This is a genomic window from Demequina rhizosphaerae (assembly GCF_000971255.1).
GTDB lineage: Bacteria > Actinomycetota > Actinomycetes > Actinomycetales > Demequinaceae > Demequina > Demequina rhizosphaerae.
On the sequence record NZ_BBMC01000002.1, the window covers coordinates 269,260 to 286,440 of the forward strand.

Genomic DNA, 17,181 nt, shown 5'->3' on the forward strand with positions numbered 1-17,181 from the left:
CGCACACCCCGATGTGAACGGGAACATGCCTGGAAAGGTGGCCGATGCGGCGCGCCCGCGTGGAGAGGTCCCCGGGGTCACTCCTCGTTCTGGGAGGAGCGGCGCCAGCGGATGCCGGCGTCGATGAAGCCGTCGAGGTCGCCGTCGAAGACGATCTGCGGGTTGCCGACCTCGTAGCCGGTGCGCAGGTCCTTGACGAGCTGCTGGCCGTAGAGGAAGTACGAGCGCATCTGGTCGCCCCAGCTCGCCTTGATGTCGCCGGCCAGCTCCTTCTTCTGGGCGGCCTCCTCCTCCTTCTTGAGGAGCAGCAGGCGCGACTGGAGGACGCGCATGGCGGCGGCGCGGTTCTGGATCTGCGACTTCTCGTCCTGCATCGACACGACGATGCCGGTCGGGAGGTGGGTGAGGCGCACCGCGGAGTCGGTGGTGTTGACCGACTGGCCGCCGGGGCCGGACGAGCGGAACACGTCGACCTTGATCTCGGACTCGGGGACCTCGATGTGGTCGGTCGACTCGATCTGCGGGATCACCTCGACCGCGGCGAACGACGTCTGGCGCTTGTCGGCCGAGCCGAACGGGCTGATGCGCGCGAGGCGGTGCGTGCCGGCCTCGACGGACAGCGTGCCGAACGCGTACGGCGCGTTGAGCTCGAAGGTCGCGGACTTGATGCCGGCGCCCTCCGCGTACGAGGTGTCGAGCACCTTGGTCTGGTAGCCGTGGCGCTCGGCCCAGCGCAGGTACATGCGCAGCAGCATCTCGGCGAAGTCGGTGGCGTCGTCGCCGCCCGCGCCCGAGCGGATGGTGACGACCGCGTTGCGCTCGTCCCACTCCCCCGTCATGAGGGTGCGGATCTCGAGCGCGGCGAGGTCCTTCTTGATGCCCTCGAGGTCGGCCTCGGCCTCGGCGAGGGTGTCCCCGTCCTCGCCCTCGGTGCCGAGCTCGACGAGCACCTCGAGGTCGTCGATGCGCGAGCCCATGCGCGCGACGCGCTCGAGCTCGGCGTTCGCCTGGCTCAGCTGGCTGGTGACGGCCTGCGCGTTCTCCTGGTCGTCCCAGAGGTCGGGCGCGGCCGCCTGCTCCTCGAGCTCGGCGATGCGCGCCTTGAGCTTGGTCGGGTCGGTCACCGCCTCGATCTGGGAGAAGGTCGAGCGGAGCTCCTGGATCTCGGTCGCGAAGTCGGTGGCCACGAGCGTCAAGTCTAGTGGCGCGCGTGCGGGACCTCGCCCGCTGGCGTCTCAGCCGCCGGTGACGGACTCGACGGCGTCCTTGACGTCGTCGATCTTCTGCTTCGCGTCGTCGACCTTCTCCTTGGCGTCCTCGACGCCCTGCTGGATCTCGTCGGCGCGCTCCTCGGCCTGCTCCTTGAGGTCGTTCGCCTTCTCGATCGCGTCGTTGACGCCCGCGGTGGCGTCCTCGATCGCCTCGCGGGGGTCCGCGTCGCCGCAGCCCGACAGCAGGGCCGCGAGCGCGGCGGCGGTGACGGCGGTGCGGACGATGCGCGGGTTCATGGCGACCATCATGGCAAAGCCGCGCGGGTGGTCCGGCCAGGCGGCGCATCGTACCCCGCCGCGCCGACTTCGGGGATTCCGGGTGGAAAGCCGCTCCATTCCGCCCGGAATCCTCGAAGTTGCGCACTTGGCGGCGGGCAGGCGGCGGGCGGGCGGCGGACAGGGGGCGGCGGGAAAGGGGCGGGCAAGGGGCGGGTAGGCAGCGGGCAGGCGGCGGGGCCGTGGGGGCCCGGGAGACGGCACAGGGCCCCGGCACCAGATCGGTGCCGGGGCCCTGAGGGAGGGACTTCCGGGGCGATCAGCCCCAGGAGCCAGCTTGGGTCAGGCCTTCTTCGCAGCGGCCTTCTTCGCGGGGGCCTTCTTGGCGTCCGCGACGATGGCCTCGGCCTTGCGGTTCGCCTTCACCTCGTCCCAGGTGATGCCGTAGTACGCGGCCTCCATCATCACCTTCATGTCCTCGAGGATGGGAAGGCGCGGGTTGGCGGGGGCGCACTGGTCCGCGTAGGCGTTCATCGCGAGGGTGTCGAGCGAGGCCATGAACTCCGCCTCGTCCACACCGAGCTCCTTGAACGAGCGCTCGACGCCGCACGCCGTGCGCAAATCCTCGACGGCCTTCGCGTAGGACTCGACGCCCTCCTCGGGGGTCGAGGCCGGGAGACCGAGGTGCTTCGCGATCTCCTGGTAGCGCTCCGGCGCGACGTAGGACTCGGCCTTGGGCCACGAGGCCGGCTTGGTCGGGACCTTGCCGTTGTAGCGGATCACGTGGGGCAGGTACACCGAGTTGGTGCGGCCGTGCGCGATGTGGAAGGTGGAGCCGGTCACGTGCGACATGGCGTGCACCAGGCCCAGGAAGGCGTTGGCGAAGGCCATGCCCGCGATGGTCGCGGCGTTGTGCATCTTCTCGCGGGCCTTGACCGCCTGGCCGCCCTCCTGCACCGACTGGGGCAGGTACTCGAAGACCATCTTGATGGCCTGCAGGCAGAGGCCGTCGGTGTAGTCGTTCGCGTAGACCGAGACGAAGGCCTCGGTGGCGTGGGTCAGGGCGTCGAGACCGGAGTCCGCGGCGACGCGCGACGGGAGGTTCGCGGTGAGGACCGGGTCCACGATCGCGACGGTCGGCGTGAGCGCGTAGTCGGCGAGCGGGTACTTGCGGCCGCTCTCCGGGTCGGAGATCACGGCGAACGGCGTCACCTCGGAGCCGGTGCCCGACGTGGTCGGGATGCAGACCAGCTTGGCGAGCTCGCCCAGCTTCGGGAACTGGAAGGCGCGCTTGCGGACGTCGAAGAACTTCTCCTTGAGGTCCGCGAAGTCGATCTGCGGGTGCTCGTAGAGCAGCCACATGACCTTCGCGGCGTCCATCGGCGAGCCGCCGCCGACCGCGATGATCGTGTCGGGCTTGAAGGCGCGGAGGGTCTCGGCGCCCTTGCGGACGGTCGCGACGCTCGGCTCGGGCTCGACGTTGTCGATGATCTGCACGGAGACCGGGTTCTCGCGACGGTTGAGGACGTCGAGGACCTTGTCGACGATGCCGATGCGGGTCATGGTCGCGTCGGTGACGATGGTGACGCGGTTGACGCCGTTCATGTCGTGCAGGTACTGGATCGCGTTCGGCTCGAAGTAGGTCTTCGCCGGCACCTTGAACCACTGCATGTTGTTGTTCCTCCGGCCGATGCGCTTGACGTTGATCAGGTTCACCGCGGTGACGTTGTTCGACACCGAGTTGTGGCCGTAGGAGCCGCAGCCGAGGGTGAGCGAGGGCATGAAGGCGTTGTAGATGTCGCCGATGCCGCCGTGGCTCGAGGGCGAGTTCACGATGACGCGGATCGCCTTGACGCGCTTGCCGAAGTCCTTGATGAGGGCGTCGTCGGTCGCGTGGATCGCGGCCGAGTGGCCGAGGCCGTGGAACTCGACCATGCGCTCGGCGTAGTCGAGGCCCTGCTCGGTGGAGTCGGCCTTGAGGACGGCGAGGACCGGGCACAGCTTCTCGCGGGTGAGCGGCTCGCTCTCGCCGACGGTCGAGACCTCGGCGAGGATGATCGAGGTCTCCTCCGGGACGGAGAAGCCGGCCTGCTCGGCGATCCACTGCGGCGACTTGCCCACCACGTTGGGGTTGAGCTTCGCACCGGCGCAGTTCTGGCCCGACGCGGTGACGCCGAAGATGAACTCCTCGAGCATCTCCTTCTCGGCCGGGGTGACCTTGTAGGCGTGGAGGCGGTCGAAGAGCGACAGCGCCTTGTCGTAGATCTCGGCGTCGAGGATGACGGCCTGCTCCGAGGCGCACACCATGCCGTTGTCGAAGGCCTTCGAGATGACGAGGTCGTTGATCGAGCGCTCGAGCACGGCCGACTTGTGCACGTAGGCGGGGACGTTGCCCGCGCCGACGCCGAGGGCCGGCTTGCCGCAGCTGTACGCCGCCTTCACCATGGCGTTGCCGCCGGTGGCGAGGATGAGCGCGACGCCGTCGTGGTTCATCAGCAGGTTGGTGGCCTCGAGCGACGGGGTCTCGACCCACTGGATGCAGTTCTCGGGGGCGCCGGCAGCGATGGCCGCGTCGCGCACGATCTTGGCGGCGGCGACGGACGACTTCTGCGCGCTCGGGTGGAACGCGAAGATGATCGGGTTGCGGGTCTTGAGCGCGATGAGCGACTTGAAGATCGCGGTCGAGGTCGGGTTGGTCACGGGGGTCACGCCGGCGACGACGCCGACGGGCTCCGCGATCTCGGTGATGCCCTTGATCGGGTCCTCGTGGATGATGCCGACGGTCTTCATCGGCGCCATCGAGTGGGTGACGTGCTCGCAAGCGAAGATGTTCTTGACGGCCTTGTCCTCGAACACGCCGCGGCCGGTCTCCTGGACCGCGAGGACGGCGAGCTCGCCGTGCTGGTTCAGGGCGGCCACGGAGGCCTTCTTCACCAGGAGGTTGACGTCGTCCTGCGTGAACACGGCGTAGGCGTCGAGCGCCTCCTGCGCGTTCGCGACGAGCTGGTCGATAGAGGCGGCCACGTCGGTGGCCTGCGCCTTCTCCGGGACGATGGTGGTCATCTTGATCTGGCTCCTATGACTTGGGTGCCGGCCCCCTCCGGGCCTCGATCCCCATGACCATCACGGTAGGCGTCGCGGTCCCGGATCTCGCGGGGCAGAGGTCCCGGGGACTATGGGCCCACTACCAGGCATTTTATACCCTGCGGGGTATGGCGACCAGGGGTTTTCGGCCGCTTCGCGGGGGACGATGCGGCGGTTCCGACGCCCGGGAAATGCCACCGGGAACGCTTGCCGGGCGCCCGCAGGCGCGCTCCGCGCGGGCTCGCGACACGCGTGGACGACACGCCGATGCCGCACCCCGCGCGCCGTGCCCGAAAGTCCGGGACCATAGGCCCCGGCGGGACCCCCGTCGCCCGGTGCCAGACTGTGGGCATACGCCAGGGGGTATCCGTCGCCACCGAGGAGGCAGCCATGACCGCGCAGAACGCCGACGCATCGTCCACCGCCGCATCGTCCGCTCCCGCGCCCCCCGCGCGCAGCCTTGCCCACCTGCCGGTGGGCGTCTTCGCCATCGTCATGGGCATCGGCGGCACCGCCGTCGCGTGGTTCCGCGCGGGCGAGGCCTTCGATTTCGCGCTGCCGGTCGACGACGCGCTCGCGTGGATCGGGCTCGCCGTGCTCGCGGCCGCGATCGTGGCGTACGGCGCGAAGGTCGTGCGCCACCCGAAGGCCGCGCTCGCGGAGTGGGGGCACCCGGTCAAGGCGGCGTTCGTCGCGACGATCGCGGTGTCGATGATGGTGCTCGCGATCGCGTTCCTGCCGATCTCCGAGGCGGTGTCGGCCGCGCTGTGGTGGCCGGGCGCGGTGCTGCAGTTCGTCATCACGGTGCTGGTGATGCGCACGTGGATCGCGGACGCGCGCGTCCAGTCCGTGCACGTCCACCCGGCGTGGTTCATCCCGGTCGTGGGCAACCTCGTGGCGCCGCTCGCCGGGGTCGCGCACGCGCCCGCGGAGATCACCTGGTACTTCTACGGCGTCGGCGCGGTGTTCTGGCTGGGCCTGCTGCCCGTGGTCCTCAACCGCCTCTTCGTCGAGGGCGTGATGCCGTGGCGCCTCGCCCCCACCCTGGCGATCCTGGTCGCGCCGCCGGCGGTGGCGTCGCTGTCGTGGGTGCGCCTGGGCGGCTCGTGGGACGACCCGCTGGCGATGATGCTGCTCGGCGTCGTGATCTTCCAGCTCGCGCTGCTCGCGGCGCAGTCGGCCTACCTGCGCAAGGTGCCCTTCGCGGTGAGCGCGTGGGCCTACACGTTCCCCCTCGCCGCGTCCGCGTCGGCGCTGCTCGCGGCGTACGAGAGCGGCGCGACGGACTTCGCGGCCTGGGTGGGCGTCGCGGCGCTCGCGGCGGCGACGCTGCTCGTGCTCGGGCTGGGGTGGCGCACCGCGGTCGCGGTCGCGCGCGGCGAGCTGCTGGCAGCCGAGGGCTGAGACGCGAAGCGCCCGCGACGCGGACGTCGCGGGCGCTGTCCGTCGGCTGCAGCGGCGGGAGCCGCCGCGAGCGCGCGGCGCGGTGGGTCAGCCGGTGACGACGTCGCCCGTCCAGGCGCCGATGCCGCCCTCGAGGCCCACGGTGTGCTCGACGCCGGCGCCGGTCATGAGGTCGATCGCGGTGCGCGAGCGGTTGCCCGAGCGGCAGTAGACGGCGTAGTCGGCCTCGGGGTCGAGCGCCGCGACCTGCGACTCGAAGTCGGCGCCCGAGACGTCGATGTTGACGGCGCCCGGCAGGTGGCCCTCGGCGTACTCGGCGGGGGTGCGGACGTCGACGATGGTGACGCCGTCCTCCGCGGCGGCGACCGCGAAGGAGGCGGCGGACACGTGCGAGCCGTCGAAGGCCACGGTCTCGGCGACCTCGGCGGCGGGGGCGTCCTCGCCAGTCGAGCAGGCGGAGATCGCGGGGACGAGGGCGAGAAGGGCGCCGGCGAAGGCGCCGCGGACGATGCGTCGGTTCATGGCGGACACTATACCCCAGGGGGTATCCCTGATCGAAGTACGGAGGCGCCCGGACGCCACGACGCCCGGCGCGCGCCCGAGGAGAGACGTCTCGGGGGCGCGCCGGGCGTGGCGGGTCAGATGACGCGGATGAGCTTCTTGTTGACGAACTCGTCCGCCGCGAGCAGGCCCATCTCGCGCGAGGTGCCGGAGCGCTTCACGCCGCCGAAGGGCAGCTCGGGGCTGTCCGCGAGCACGCAGTTGACGTAGACCATGCCGGCCTCGATGGCGTCGGCGACGCGCTCGGCCTGGTCCGGGTCGGTCGTGTAGACGTACGAGCCGAGGCCGTACGCGGTGTCATTGGCCAGCGCGATCGCCTCCTCCTCGCTCGTCACCTTGTAGACGGCGGCCGCGGGGCCGAAGAGCTCCTCGCGGTACACGTCCATGTCGGAGGTGACGCCGGTGAGCACCGTCGGGTAGTAGAAGGCGCCGTCGCGCTTGCCCCCCACGTGCAGGTGCGCGCCCTGCTCGACGGCCTTGTCGACCTGCGCCTCGAGGCGCTCCGCCGCGGCGAGCGAGGACAGCGGGCCCAGGACGGTGTCCTCGGCGAACGGGTCGCCCACGGTGCACGCGGTCATCGCGGTGGTGAACTTCTCGAGGAACTCGTCGTACAGCGAGTCGATGACGATGAAGCGCTTGGGGGCGTTGCAGGACTGGCCCGTGTTGTCCATGCGGGCCTCGACCGCGCCCTCGACCACGGCGTCCATGTCGTCCGTCGACAGCACGATGAACGGGTCCGAGCCACCGAGCTCGAGCGCCACCTTCTTGAGGTGGAAGCCGGCGAGCGAGGCGACGGCGGAGCCGGCTCGCTCGGAGCCGGTGACGGAGACGCCCGCGATGCGGCGGTCCGCGATCATGTCCGCGGCCTGCTCGTTCGACGCGTACGCGTTGACGTAGACGCCCTCGGGGAAGCCGGCGTCGCGGTAGATCTGCTCGATCGCGGCGGCCGACTCGGGGCACTGCGGCGCGTGCTTGAGGACGATGGTGTTGCCCACCACGATGTTCGGCGCGGCGAAGCGTGCCACCTGGTAGTAGGGGAAGTTCCACGGCATGATGCCGAGCAGCGCGCCCAGCGGGCTGCGGCGGATCACCGCGGTGCCCTCGCCGAGGATGTCGATCGGGGTGTCGCCCGTGACCTTCTCCGCGTTGTCCGCGTAGAACTCGGTGATGTCGGCGGCGAAGTCGACCTCGCCCAGGGCCGCCTCGAGCGGCTTGCCCATCTCGCGGACGATGATCGCGGCGAGCTCGTCGCGGCGCTCGCGGTGCAGCTCGGCGACGCGGCGGACGAGCGCGGCACGCTCCTCGACCGTCGAGGACCGCGACCACCCCCGGTAGGCGCCGTCGGCCAGGGCGAGGGCGTCCTGGACCTCGGCGTCGGTCATGGTCGGGTAGTCCGCCAGGCGCTCGCCCGTGGCCGGATTCACTACTGCGTAGCCGCTCATGTCTCTCCTTCGGTGGGGTGGGTGGGAACGCCGCGCTCAGTCGTGCGGGATCAGCGTGTACTTGGTCGACAGGTACTCGTGGATGCCCTCGGCACCGCCCTCGCGGCCGATGCCGGACTGCTTGACGCCGCCGAACGGCGCCGCAGCGTTGGAGACCACGCCGGCGTTGAGCCCCATCATCCCGGTGTCGAGCCGGTCGATGAGGCGGTGGCCGCGGGCGAGGTCACGGGTGTAGGCGTACGAGACGAGCCCGTACTCGGTCGAGTTCGCGAGGGCGATGGCCTCGTCCTCGGTCTCGAAGGTGGCGATCGCGAGCACGGGGCCGAAGATCTCCGTGCGGAGGATCTCGGAGCCGGGCGCGACGCCGGTGACGACCGTGGGCTCGACGAACGTTCCCGGGCCGTCGACGGCCCTGCCGCCGGTGGCGACGGAGGCGCCCCGCGCCACCGCATCGTCCACGAGCGAGAGCGAGGTCTCGACGGCACGGTCGTCGATGAGCGGGCCGATCGCCACGCCGTCCTCGGTGCCGCGGCCCACCTTCATGGCCGCGACGCGGTCGGTGACGCGGCGCGCGAACTCGTCGGCGACGGACGCGTGGACGATGAAGCGGTTGGCCGCGGTGCAGGCCTGGCCGATGTTGCGGAACTTCGCCATGAGCGCGCCCTCGACGGCCTTGTCCAGGTCCGCGTCCTCGAACACGAGGAAGGGCGCGTTGCCGCCGAGCTCCATCGACACCCGCAGCACGCCGTCGGCGGCCTGCTTCATGAGCGCGCGGCCCACCTCGGTCGAGCCGGTGAAGGACAGCTTGCGCAGGCGCGGGTCCGCGAGGATCGGGGCGGTGACGCCGCGCGACGAGGTGGTCGTGATGACGTTGACCACGCCGGCAGGCACGCCCGCCTCCTCGAGCACGCTCGCGAGCAGCAGCGTGGTGAGCGGGGTGAGGGCCGCGGGCTTGACGACGACCGTGCAGCCGGCCGCGAGCGCGGGCGCGATCTTGCGGGTCGCCATGGCGAGCGGGAAGTTCCACGGGGTGATGAGGTAGCTCGGCCCCACGGGGCGCTGCGAGACCACCATGCGGCCCGTGCCCTCGGGGTTGTCGCCGTAGCGGCCGGTGATGCGCACGGCCTCCTCGGAGAACCAGCGCAGGAACTCGTTGCCGTACGCGACCTCGCCGCGCGCCTCCGCGAGCGGCTTGCCCATCTCGAGCGTCATGAGCAGCGCGAAGTCCTCGGTGCGCTCGCGCACCAGGTCGAACGCGCGGCGGAGGATGTCGGAGCGCTTGCGCGGCGCCGTCGCGGCCCACGCGTCCTGCGCGGCGACGGCCGCGTCCAGGGCGCGCTGCGCATCGTCCGGCGTCGCGTCGGCGATGCTCGCGAGCACGTCGCCCGTCGACGGGTCGTGGACGTCGAAGGTGGCGCCGGACGATGCGGCGGTCCACTCTCCCCCGATGTACAGGGCGGACGGGACGGAGTCGAGCAGCGCGCGCTCGGCGGCGGCGGTCATGCGGCCACCTCCGCGGCGAGCGCGGCCGCGACGACGTCGAGGCCCTCGTGCAGGAGGTCGTCGCCAATGCTGAGCGGCGGCAGGAAGCGGAGCACGTTGCCGTACGTGCCGCACGTGAGGACGACGACGCCCTCGGCGATGCAGCGCTTGGCGACCGCGCCGGCGAGCGCGGGCGCGGGCGCCTTCGTCGCGGGGTCGACGAGCTCGATCGCGACCATCGCGCCCAGGCCGCGGACGTCGCCCACGCGCGGGTCCTCGGACTGGAGTGCGCGCAGGCGGCCCAGGAGGATCTCACCGAGCTCGGCGGCGCGCTCGACGAGGCCGTCGTTCTCGAACACGTCGATGCTCGCGAGCGCCGCGGCGCAGGCGATCGGGTTGCCGCCATACGTGCCGCCGAGGCCGCCCACGTGCGCGGCGTCCATGATCTCGGCGCGGCCCGTGACGGCCGCGAGCGGGAGGCCGCCCGCGATGCCCTTGGCCGTGGTGACCATGTCCGGGACGATGCCGAAGTGCTCGGACGCGAACATCGCGCCGGTGCGGGCGAAGCCGGACTGCACCTCGTCCGCGATGAGCACGACGCCGTGGGCGGTGCACCACTCAGCGATCGCCGGCAGGAAGCCCTCGGCGGGGACGATGAAGCCGCCCTCGCCCTGGATCGGCTCGATGATGACGGCCGCGAGGTTGTCCGCGCCCACCTGCTTCTCGATGACCGAGAGCGCCTTGGCGGCGGCCTCGGCGCCGGTGAGGCCGTCGCGGAACGGGTACGACATCGGCGCGCGGTAGACCTCGGAGGCGAAGGGCCCGAAGCCGCTCTTGTACGGCATCGACTTCGCGGTGAGCGCCATCGTGAGGTTGGTGCGGCCGTGGTACGCGTGGTCGAACGCCACGACGGCCTGGCGGCCGGTCGCCTTGCGCGCGATCTTCACGGCGTTCTCGACGGCCTCGGCGCCCGAGTTGAACAGCGCCGACTTCTTGAGGTGGTCGCCCGGCGTGAGGCGGTTGAGAGCCTCCGCGACGGCCACGTAGCCCTCGTAGGGCGACACCATGAAGCACGTGTGGGTGAACGATGCGGCCTGGCGCTGGACGGCCTCGACCACCTTGGGGTGCGCGTTGCCCACGCTGGTGACGGCGATGCCGGAGCCGAGGTCGATGAGCGAGTTGCCGTCGGCGTCCACGACGACGCCGCCGCCCGCGGCGACCGCGGCGATCGGCGCGGTGTGGCCCACGCCGGCAGCCACGGCGGCGGCCTTGCGCTCGAGCAGCTCCTGCGAGCGCGGTCCGGGGATCGCGGTGACGAGGCGACGCTCCTGGGCCAGGCTGGGCCCTCCGGTGGGGGCGGCGGCGCCTGCCGCCGCGGGCACGCCGTCGGCGGCGGTGTCGAGGGTGGTCATGGGCCGACGCTAGGCCCGGCCGCGGCGGCCCGGCACTCGCCGTCGCGTACAACCTCTTGCGGAGCACTGTCCACGGTGGCAGGCTCCCGTCATGGCCTCTCCCACCATCCGGGCGCTGCTCGCACGCCCCGAGCTGAAGCTCCGGCTCGCGACCCCCGAGGACGCCGTCGCGCCCGGCGCGCTCGACGCCACCGTGCGGTGGGTGCACAGCTCCGACCTCGCCGATCCCACGCCCTTCCTCGCGGGCGGCATGGTGCTGCTCACCACGGGCACGCAGTTCCGCGACGCGGGCGACGACCCGAAGCCGTACGCGGCGTACGTGCGCCGGCTCGCGCGCTCGGGGATGCTCGGGCTCGGCTTCGGCACCGAGGTGGCGCGCGAGGGCGTGCCCGAGCCGCTGCTCGAGGCCTGCCTCGCGGCGCACCTGCCGCTGTGGGAGGTGCCGTACGACACCCCGTTCATCGCGCTCGCCCGGGCCAACGCGGAGGCGCTCGCCGCGGTCGCGTACGAGCGCCGCACGTGGGCGCTCGAGGCGCAGCGCGCGGTCGCGGTCGCGGCGCTGCGGCCCGACGGGCTGCGGCCCATGCTCGCGGAGCTGTCGCGCCGGCTGGGGACGTGGGTGGGGCTGGTCGACGCCGCCTCGCTGCTGCACGAGCACCCCGGCGGCGGCATCGACGCCGCGACCGTCGCGGCGCTCCAGCGGCACGCCGGCGACCTGCTCGTGCGCGGCGTGCAGGCGACCGCCGGCGTGACGGTCGACGACCGCGCCTTCCATCTCCAGACGCTCGGCCAGCGCGGGCGGCTGCGCGCCGTGCTGGCGATCGAGGCCGAGGAGCTCGACGAGCAGCATCGCGCGGTCGTGACCACGGTGGTCGCGATGGCCGCGCTCGCGCTCGAGCAGCGCCAGGACCTCGAGCAGGCGCGCGACGCGCTCGCCGCCGGCGTGCTCGCGGCGCTCGTGCGCGGGGACGTGGCCTTCGCCGGGGACGTCGCGCGGGCGTCGGGCGCGCCGCTGCCCTCCTCCCCCGTCGTCGTGGCGGTGGCGGACGAGCGGCTGGCCGCGGTCGGGGGCGTCGGCCGCTGGCTCGACACGCGCGGCGTGCCGCTGCTGCGCGCGCAGCAGGGCGGCGACCTCGCCATGGTGCTCGAGGAGGCGGACGCGCCGCTGATCGACGAGCTCGTGCTGCGCCACGGCGGCGCCGCCGGCGTCTCCGAGCCCGTCGCGCTCGACTCCGTCGCGGGCGGGCTCGCTCAGGCGCGCACCGCACGCGAGCGGCGCACGGCCCCGGTCACGCGCTTCGCGGACCTGCCCGGCGCCGGGGTGCTGTCGCTGCTCGACGCCCCCGAGGCGCGGACCGTGGCGCGGGCGGCGCTCGAGCCGCTCGCGCGGCACGACGCCGAGCACGGCACCGAACTCGTCGCGACCGTGGCGGCGTGGTTCGTCGCGGACTGCGCGCACGATGCGGCGGCGCGGGCGCTGGGCGTGCACCGGCACACGGTGCGGGCGCGGCTCGCGGCCGCGCAGGAGCTGCTGGGCCAGGACCTCGCCACCGTGGCGGGGCGCGCCCAGGTGTGGGCGGCGCTGCGCGCGGCGGGGCTGCTCGCCTGAGGCGCCCGCCACACATCGTCCCGTCCGACGCCGGCCGCGTCCTGCGAGGTGCTCAGCGCTCGAAGACGACCGGATCGGGCGCTGAGCACCTCGCAGCGTGCACGGGGCGCCACCGACGGGGCGCTCACGCGATGAGGGCGTCGACCTCGCTCAGCGCCTGGTCGATCACCGCGAGGCCGCGGCGCAGCTCCTCCTCGGTGATGACGAGCGGGGGCGCGACGTGCGTGCGGTTGAAGTGCACGAAGGGCCACACGCCGGAGTCCTTGCAGGCCTTCGCGAACACGCCCATGGGGGCGGCGTCCGGGCCCGACGCGTTGAACGGCACGAGCGGCTCGCGCGTCTCCTTGTCGCGCACGAGCTCGATCGCCCAGAACAGGCCGGTGCCGCGCACCTCGCCCACGCACGGGTGGGACTCGACCCAGCCCTCGAGGATCGGGCGCACCACGCGCTCGCCGAGATCCTTGACCCGCTCGAGGATCCCGTCGCGGCGGAACACCTCGAACGTCGCGACGCCCGGGGCGCACGCGAGCGGGTGGCCCGAGTACGTGAGCCCGCCGGGGAAGGCACGCTCGTCGAAGGCCGCCGCGATCTGCCGCGAGATGACGACCCCGCCCAGCGGCACGTAGCCCGAGTTGACGCCCTTGGCGAAGGTGACGAGGTCCGGCGTGACGCCGTGCGCCTGGAACGCGAACCACTCGCCGGTGCGGCCGAAGCCCACCATGACCTCGTCCGCGATGTAGAGGATGCCGTGGCGGTCGCACAGCTCGCGCACGCCGGCGAGGTAGCCCGGGGGCGGCACGAGCACGCCGTTGGTGCCCACGACGGTCTCGATGACGATCGCGCCGATGGTCGAGGCGCCCTCGAGCACGATGGTCTGCTCGAGGTGCTCGAGCGCGCGGCGGGTCTCCTCCGCCTCGGTCTCGGCGTGGAAGGCCGAGCGATAGAGGTAGGGCCCGAAGAAGTGGACCACGGAGCCGTCGGCGGGCTCGTTGGGCCAGCGGCGCGGGTCGCCCGTGAGCGAGATCGCGGTGCTGGTGTTGCCGTGGTAGCTGCGGTACATCGCGAGCACCTTGCGCTTGCCCGTGACGAGCCGCGCGAGGCGCACCGCGTTCTCGATCGCGTCCGCGCCGCCGTTGGTGAAGAACACGTGGGAGAAGCTCTCCCCCGCGACGTCGGTGATGAGGCGCGCGAGCTCGCCGCGCACGTCGTTGGCGAAGGACGGCTGGATCGTGGCGAGGCTGCGGGCCTGCTTCTCGATGGCCTCGACCAGGTCCGGGTGCTGGTGGCCGAGGTTGAGGTTCACCAGCTGCGAGCCGAAGTCGAGGTAGCGGTTGCCCGCGTAGTCCCAGAACTCGGAGCCCGCGCCGCCGGCGACCGGCAGCGGGTCGATGAGCCCCTGCGCGCTCCACGAGTGGAAGACGTGCGCGCGGTCGTCGGCGCGCACGCGCGCCTCGGCGCCGGTCATCGCGTCGTTGTCGATGGTCATGGCTCTCCTCTCGGTGCTGCTGCTCAGTGGTTGCTCGGGAAGCCGAGGTCGATCTGCGACTCGCTGGCGTCGGGCCAGCGGGTGGTGACCACCTTGGACCGCGTGTAGAAGTGGATGGACTCGGGGCCGTAGATGTGCGAGTCGCCGAACAGCGAGCTCTTCCAGCCGCCGAACGAGTACGCGCCGATCGGCACCGGCAGCGGCACGTTGACGCCCACCATGCCGACCTCGATGTCCATCTCGAACGCGCGGGCGGTGCCGCCGTCGCGGGTGAAGATCGCGGTGCCGTTGGCGAACGCGTTGGCGTTGACCAGCGCGACCGCATCGTCGTACGAGGACGCCCGCACCACGGACAGCACGGGGCCGAAGATCTCGTCCTCGTACACCTTCATACCAGGCTTGACGTGGTCGACGAGGCTCGTGCCGACGAAGAACCCGTCGCCCTCGAACTCCTGCGTGGTGCCGTCGACCACGACGGTCGCGCCCTCGGCCTCGGCGCCGGTGACGTACGAGGCGACCCGGTCGCGGTGCTCGCGCGTGATGAGCGGGCCCATCTCCGAGGCGGGATCCGTGCCGTCGCCGATGGTGAGCGTCGCCATGCGCTCGGCGACCTTGGCGACGAGCGCGTCGGCGGTCTCCTCGCCCACCGGCACGAGGACGGAGATCGCCATGCAGCGCTCGCCCGCGGAGCCGTACGCAGCCGAGACGGCGGCGTCGGCCGCGGCGTCGAGGTCCGCGTCGGGCATGACGATCATGTGGTTCTTCGCGCCGCCGAGCGCCTGGACGCGCTTGCCGTTCGCGGTGCCGCGCTCGTAGATGGCGCGGGCCACCGGGGTCGAGCCGACGAAGGACACGGCGCGCACGTCGGGCGAGTCGAGGATGGTGTCGACCGCGACCTTGTCGCCGTGGACCACGTTGAGGACGCCCGCGGGCAGGCCGGCCTCCTCGAACAGGGACGCGAGGAACAGCGAGGCGGACGGGTCCTTCTCGCTGGGCTTGAGCACCACGGTGTTGCCGCACGCGATCGCGGACGCGGCCATCCACAGCGGCACCATCACCGGGAAGTTGAACGGGGTGATGCAGCCGACGACGCCCACCGGCTGCTTGGTCGAGTGCACGTCGACGCCGCGCGCGACCTGCTCGGAGTGCTCGCCCTTGAGGTGGTGGACCAGGCCGGCGGCGAACTCGACGTTCTCGATGCCGCGGCTGATCTCGCCCTTCGCGTCCGACAGCACCTTGCCGTGCTCGCGCGTGATGATCGCGGCGAGCTCGTCCTGGCGCTCGACCAGCAGGTGGCGCAGGCGGAAGAACACGTCCGCGCGCCTCACCAGGCCGGTCGCGCGCCAGCCCGGCAGGGCGGCCTTCGCGGCGGCGATCGCGCCCTCGGTCTCGGTGGCCGAGGCGTAGGCGACCTCGCCCACGACCTCGCCCGTGGCGGGGTTCCAGACCTGGCCGGTGCGCTCTCCCGCGCCGGCCTCGGCGCCGGCGACGTGGTGACGGATCAGGCTCACGGCTCTCCTCTCGACACGCGTCGGACACTCTGCCCGACGCGGGGGTGGTGCGATGAGGTTCAGATTCACACATACGATGTGCCGATGGACCCCTCCGAACGTCGCGATCTGGCCGCCAGCCCGACACATCGTCCGGCCGGCGCCGCGCTCGCCGCGCTGCCCACCGTGGCGGAGCTCCTCGAGGAGCCCGCGTTCCGCGCGGGCCTGCCCGAGGTCGTCGTCGGCGGGCCGGCGCTCGAGGCGCCCGTGCGCTGGGTCCACACCTCGGAGCGCGCCGACATCGCGCGCATGCTCGAGGGCAGCGAGCTGCTGCTCTCCATGGGCACGGCCTGGCCCGGGGACGATGCGGCGCTCACCCTCTTCGTCGAGAGCCTCGCTGAGGCGGGGATCGCCGCGCTCGCCCTCGAGCTCGGCACGCGCTACGCGGCCCCGCCGCCCGCGGTGGTCGACGCGGCCCGCCGCCACGGGCTCGCGCTCGTCCTGCTCCACCGCGAGACGCGCTTCGTGGCCCTCACCGAGGCCGGCCACCACCGCATCATCGCGGGCCAGATGGCCGCGCTGCGCGCGCGCGACGAGGTGCGCGAGGTGTTCACGTCGCTCGCGCTGCGCGGCGCGCCCGCCGACCACGTGGTGCGCGAGCTCGCGCGGGCGCTCGGCGCGCCGGTGGTGCTCGAGAGCCTCGCGCACGAGGCGCTCATCGCGGAGATCCCGACCGGCGCGGAGCTGGCGGTGCTCGGCGACTGGGAGCGGCGCTCGCGCGCGGCGCACCGCGAGCCGCGCGACGACGAGGGCTGGCTCGTGGTCCCCGTGGACGCGCGCGGCAAGCGCTGGGGCTCGCTGGTCGCGCTGCCCGGGCCCGCGCACCCCGCGGGGCGCGCGAACGTGCTCGGCCAGGGCGCGATCGCGCTCGCGCTCGGCCGCCTGTCGGACGGCGGCCGCGACGAGTGGGCGACGCTCGCGCGGCGCCACGTGCTCGACCCGCTGCTCGCGGGACGGTTCGCGACCCGCGAGGCGATGGCCGCGCGGCTCGAGGCCGCCGGCGTGCCCGTGGCGGACCGGCTGCTCTACGGGATCGCGCTGCGCGGCGGCGAGCCGTCGCCGACGGAGATCGAGGCCTGGGCGCTCGGGATCGGCGGACGCGCGCGGGCGCTCGCCACGACCGGCCGGACCGGCGGCCCGCTCACCGTCGTGCTGCTGTCGATGCCCGCGCATCGTCCCCTCGACGACGCCGCCACCGCCGCGCTCCAGCGCGCGCTGCGCGACTCCGCGCGCGTGGCCGTCACGGTCGGCCACGAGGCGCACGAGGTCGACGCCGCCACGCTGTCGCTGCACGAGGCGATCGACAACGCGGGCGAGGCCGCCGCGGGCACCGTGCTGTGGGTCGACCGCCGCCCGCTCGCGCGGCTGCTCAGCGGCCTGCGCGACGACCACCGCCTGCTCGACCACGGCGAGCGCGTGCTCTCCCCCATCGTCGAGCACGACCAGCGCACCGGCGGCGACCTCCAGCGCGTGCTGCGGGCGGCTCTCGGCCATCCGGGCAACCGCACCGCGGCGGCGCGCGCGGCGCACCTGTCGCGGTCGGTGTTCTACCAGCGGCTCGAGCTCATCGAGGGGCTGCTGGGCGTGGACCTCGAGGACGGCGAGACGCAGACCGCGCTGCACATCGCGCTGCTGTCGCGGCCCGGCGCGCGGGACTGACGCGC

Annotated in this window: 12 protein-coding genes; 3 read left to right on the forward strand and 9 right to left on the reverse strand. The window is 72.8% G+C overall.

Translation table 11 applies throughout. The features are described from left to right. Nucleotides 1-77: 77 nt before the first annotated feature. From prfB to adhE, 3 genes are all read right to left on the reverse strand, one after another. Entirely contained in the window at nt 78-1,187 is a 1,110-nt protein-coding gene (gene prfB, locus AOM07_RS01405) for a peptide chain release factor 2 (RefSeq protein ID WP_062311438.1), read from the reverse strand. Between the two features lie 48 nt (nt 1,188-1,235). Continuing rightward, complete coding sequence (locus AOM07_RS01410) at nt 1,236-1,508, reverse strand: hypothetical protein (protein ID WP_062310652.1); 273 nt, start codon at nt 1,506-1,508, stop codon at nt 1,236-1,238. 321 nt (nt 1,509-1,829) lie between these two features. Next, complete coding sequence (gene adhE, locus AOM07_RS01415; RefSeq protein WP_084830010.1) at nt 1,830-4,550, reverse strand: bifunctional acetaldehyde-CoA/alcohol dehydrogenase; 2,721 nt, start codon at nt 4,548-4,550, stop codon at nt 1,830-1,832. A gap of 411 nt (nt 4,551-4,961) precedes the next feature. Here adhE and AOM07_RS01420 point away from each other — a divergent pair, with 411 nt between their 5' ends. Next, nucleotides 4,962-5,975: an SLAC1 anion channel family protein gene (locus tag AOM07_RS01420; protein WP_062310656.1), complete on the forward strand. Its 1,014-nt coding sequence runs from the start codon at nt 4,962-4,964 to the stop codon at nt 5,973-5,975. A gap of 87 nt (nt 5,976-6,062) precedes the next feature. On the opposite strand, the gene AOM07_RS01425 is transcribed toward AOM07_RS01420, so the two are convergent. The 4 genes from AOM07_RS01425 to gabT all read right to left on the reverse strand — a co-directional run bounded on the left by AOM07_RS01425 (nt 6,063) and on the right by gabT (nt 10,872). Next, on the reverse strand, nt 6,063-6,497 hold the full coding sequence (locus AOM07_RS01425; RefSeq protein WP_062310659.1) for a rhodanese-like domain-containing protein: 435 nt from the start codon (nt 6,495-6,497) through the stop codon (nt 6,063-6,065). A 116-nt stretch (nt 6,498-6,613) separates the two neighbouring features. Further along, entirely contained in the window at nt 6,614-7,978 is a 1,365-nt protein-coding gene (locus tag AOM07_RS01430) for an NAD-dependent succinate-semialdehyde dehydrogenase (RefSeq protein ID WP_062310661.1), read from the reverse strand. A 36-nt stretch (nt 7,979-8,014) separates the two neighbouring features. Next, nucleotides 8,015-9,481, reverse strand: coding sequence for an NAD-dependent succinate-semialdehyde dehydrogenase (locus AOM07_RS01435; protein WP_062310664.1), 1,467 nt, complete (start codon nt 9,479-9,481; stop codon nt 8,015-8,017). Continuing rightward, on the reverse strand, nt 9,478-10,872 hold the full coding sequence (gene gabT / locus AOM07_RS01440; protein ID WP_062310667.1) for a 4-aminobutyrate--2-oxoglutarate transaminase: 1,395 nt from the start codon (nt 10,870-10,872) through the stop codon (nt 9,478-9,480). Before gabT ends, AOM07_RS01435 begins: the two co-directional genes overlap by 4 nt. Before the next feature lie 91 nt (nt 10,873-10,963). Between gabT and AOM07_RS01445 the strand changes: the two genes are divergently transcribed. Further along, the gene (locus AOM07_RS01445) at nt 10,964-12,481 is read left to right on the forward strand and encodes a PucR family transcriptional regulator (protein WP_062310670.1); all 1,518 of its coding nucleotides are present in this window, start codon (nt 10,964-10,966) and stop codon (nt 12,479-12,481) included. A gap of 124 nt (nt 12,482-12,605) precedes the next feature. Here AOM07_RS01445 and AOM07_RS01450 read toward each other — a convergent pair whose 3' ends face one another. After that, on the reverse strand, nt 12,606-13,967 hold the full coding sequence (locus AOM07_RS01450; protein ID WP_062310673.1) for an aspartate aminotransferase family protein: 1,362 nt from the start codon (nt 13,965-13,967) through the stop codon (nt 12,606-12,608). Nucleotides 13,968-13,990: 23 nt separating this feature from the next. Next, nucleotides 13,991-15,478 (reverse strand): CoA-acylating methylmalonate-semialdehyde dehydrogenase, encoded by a 1,488-nt coding sequence (locus tag AOM07_RS01455; protein ID WP_062310676.1) that lies wholly within the window; start codon nt 15,476-15,478, stop codon nt 13,991-13,993. A gap of 84 nt (nt 15,479-15,562) precedes the next feature. Between AOM07_RS01455 and AOM07_RS01460 the strand changes: the two genes are divergently transcribed. Next, nucleotides 15,563-17,176, forward strand: coding sequence for a PucR family transcriptional regulator (locus tag AOM07_RS01460; RefSeq protein WP_084830012.1), 1,614 nt, complete (start codon nt 15,563-15,565; stop codon nt 17,174-17,176). Nucleotides 17,177-17,181 lie beyond the last annotated feature (5 nt).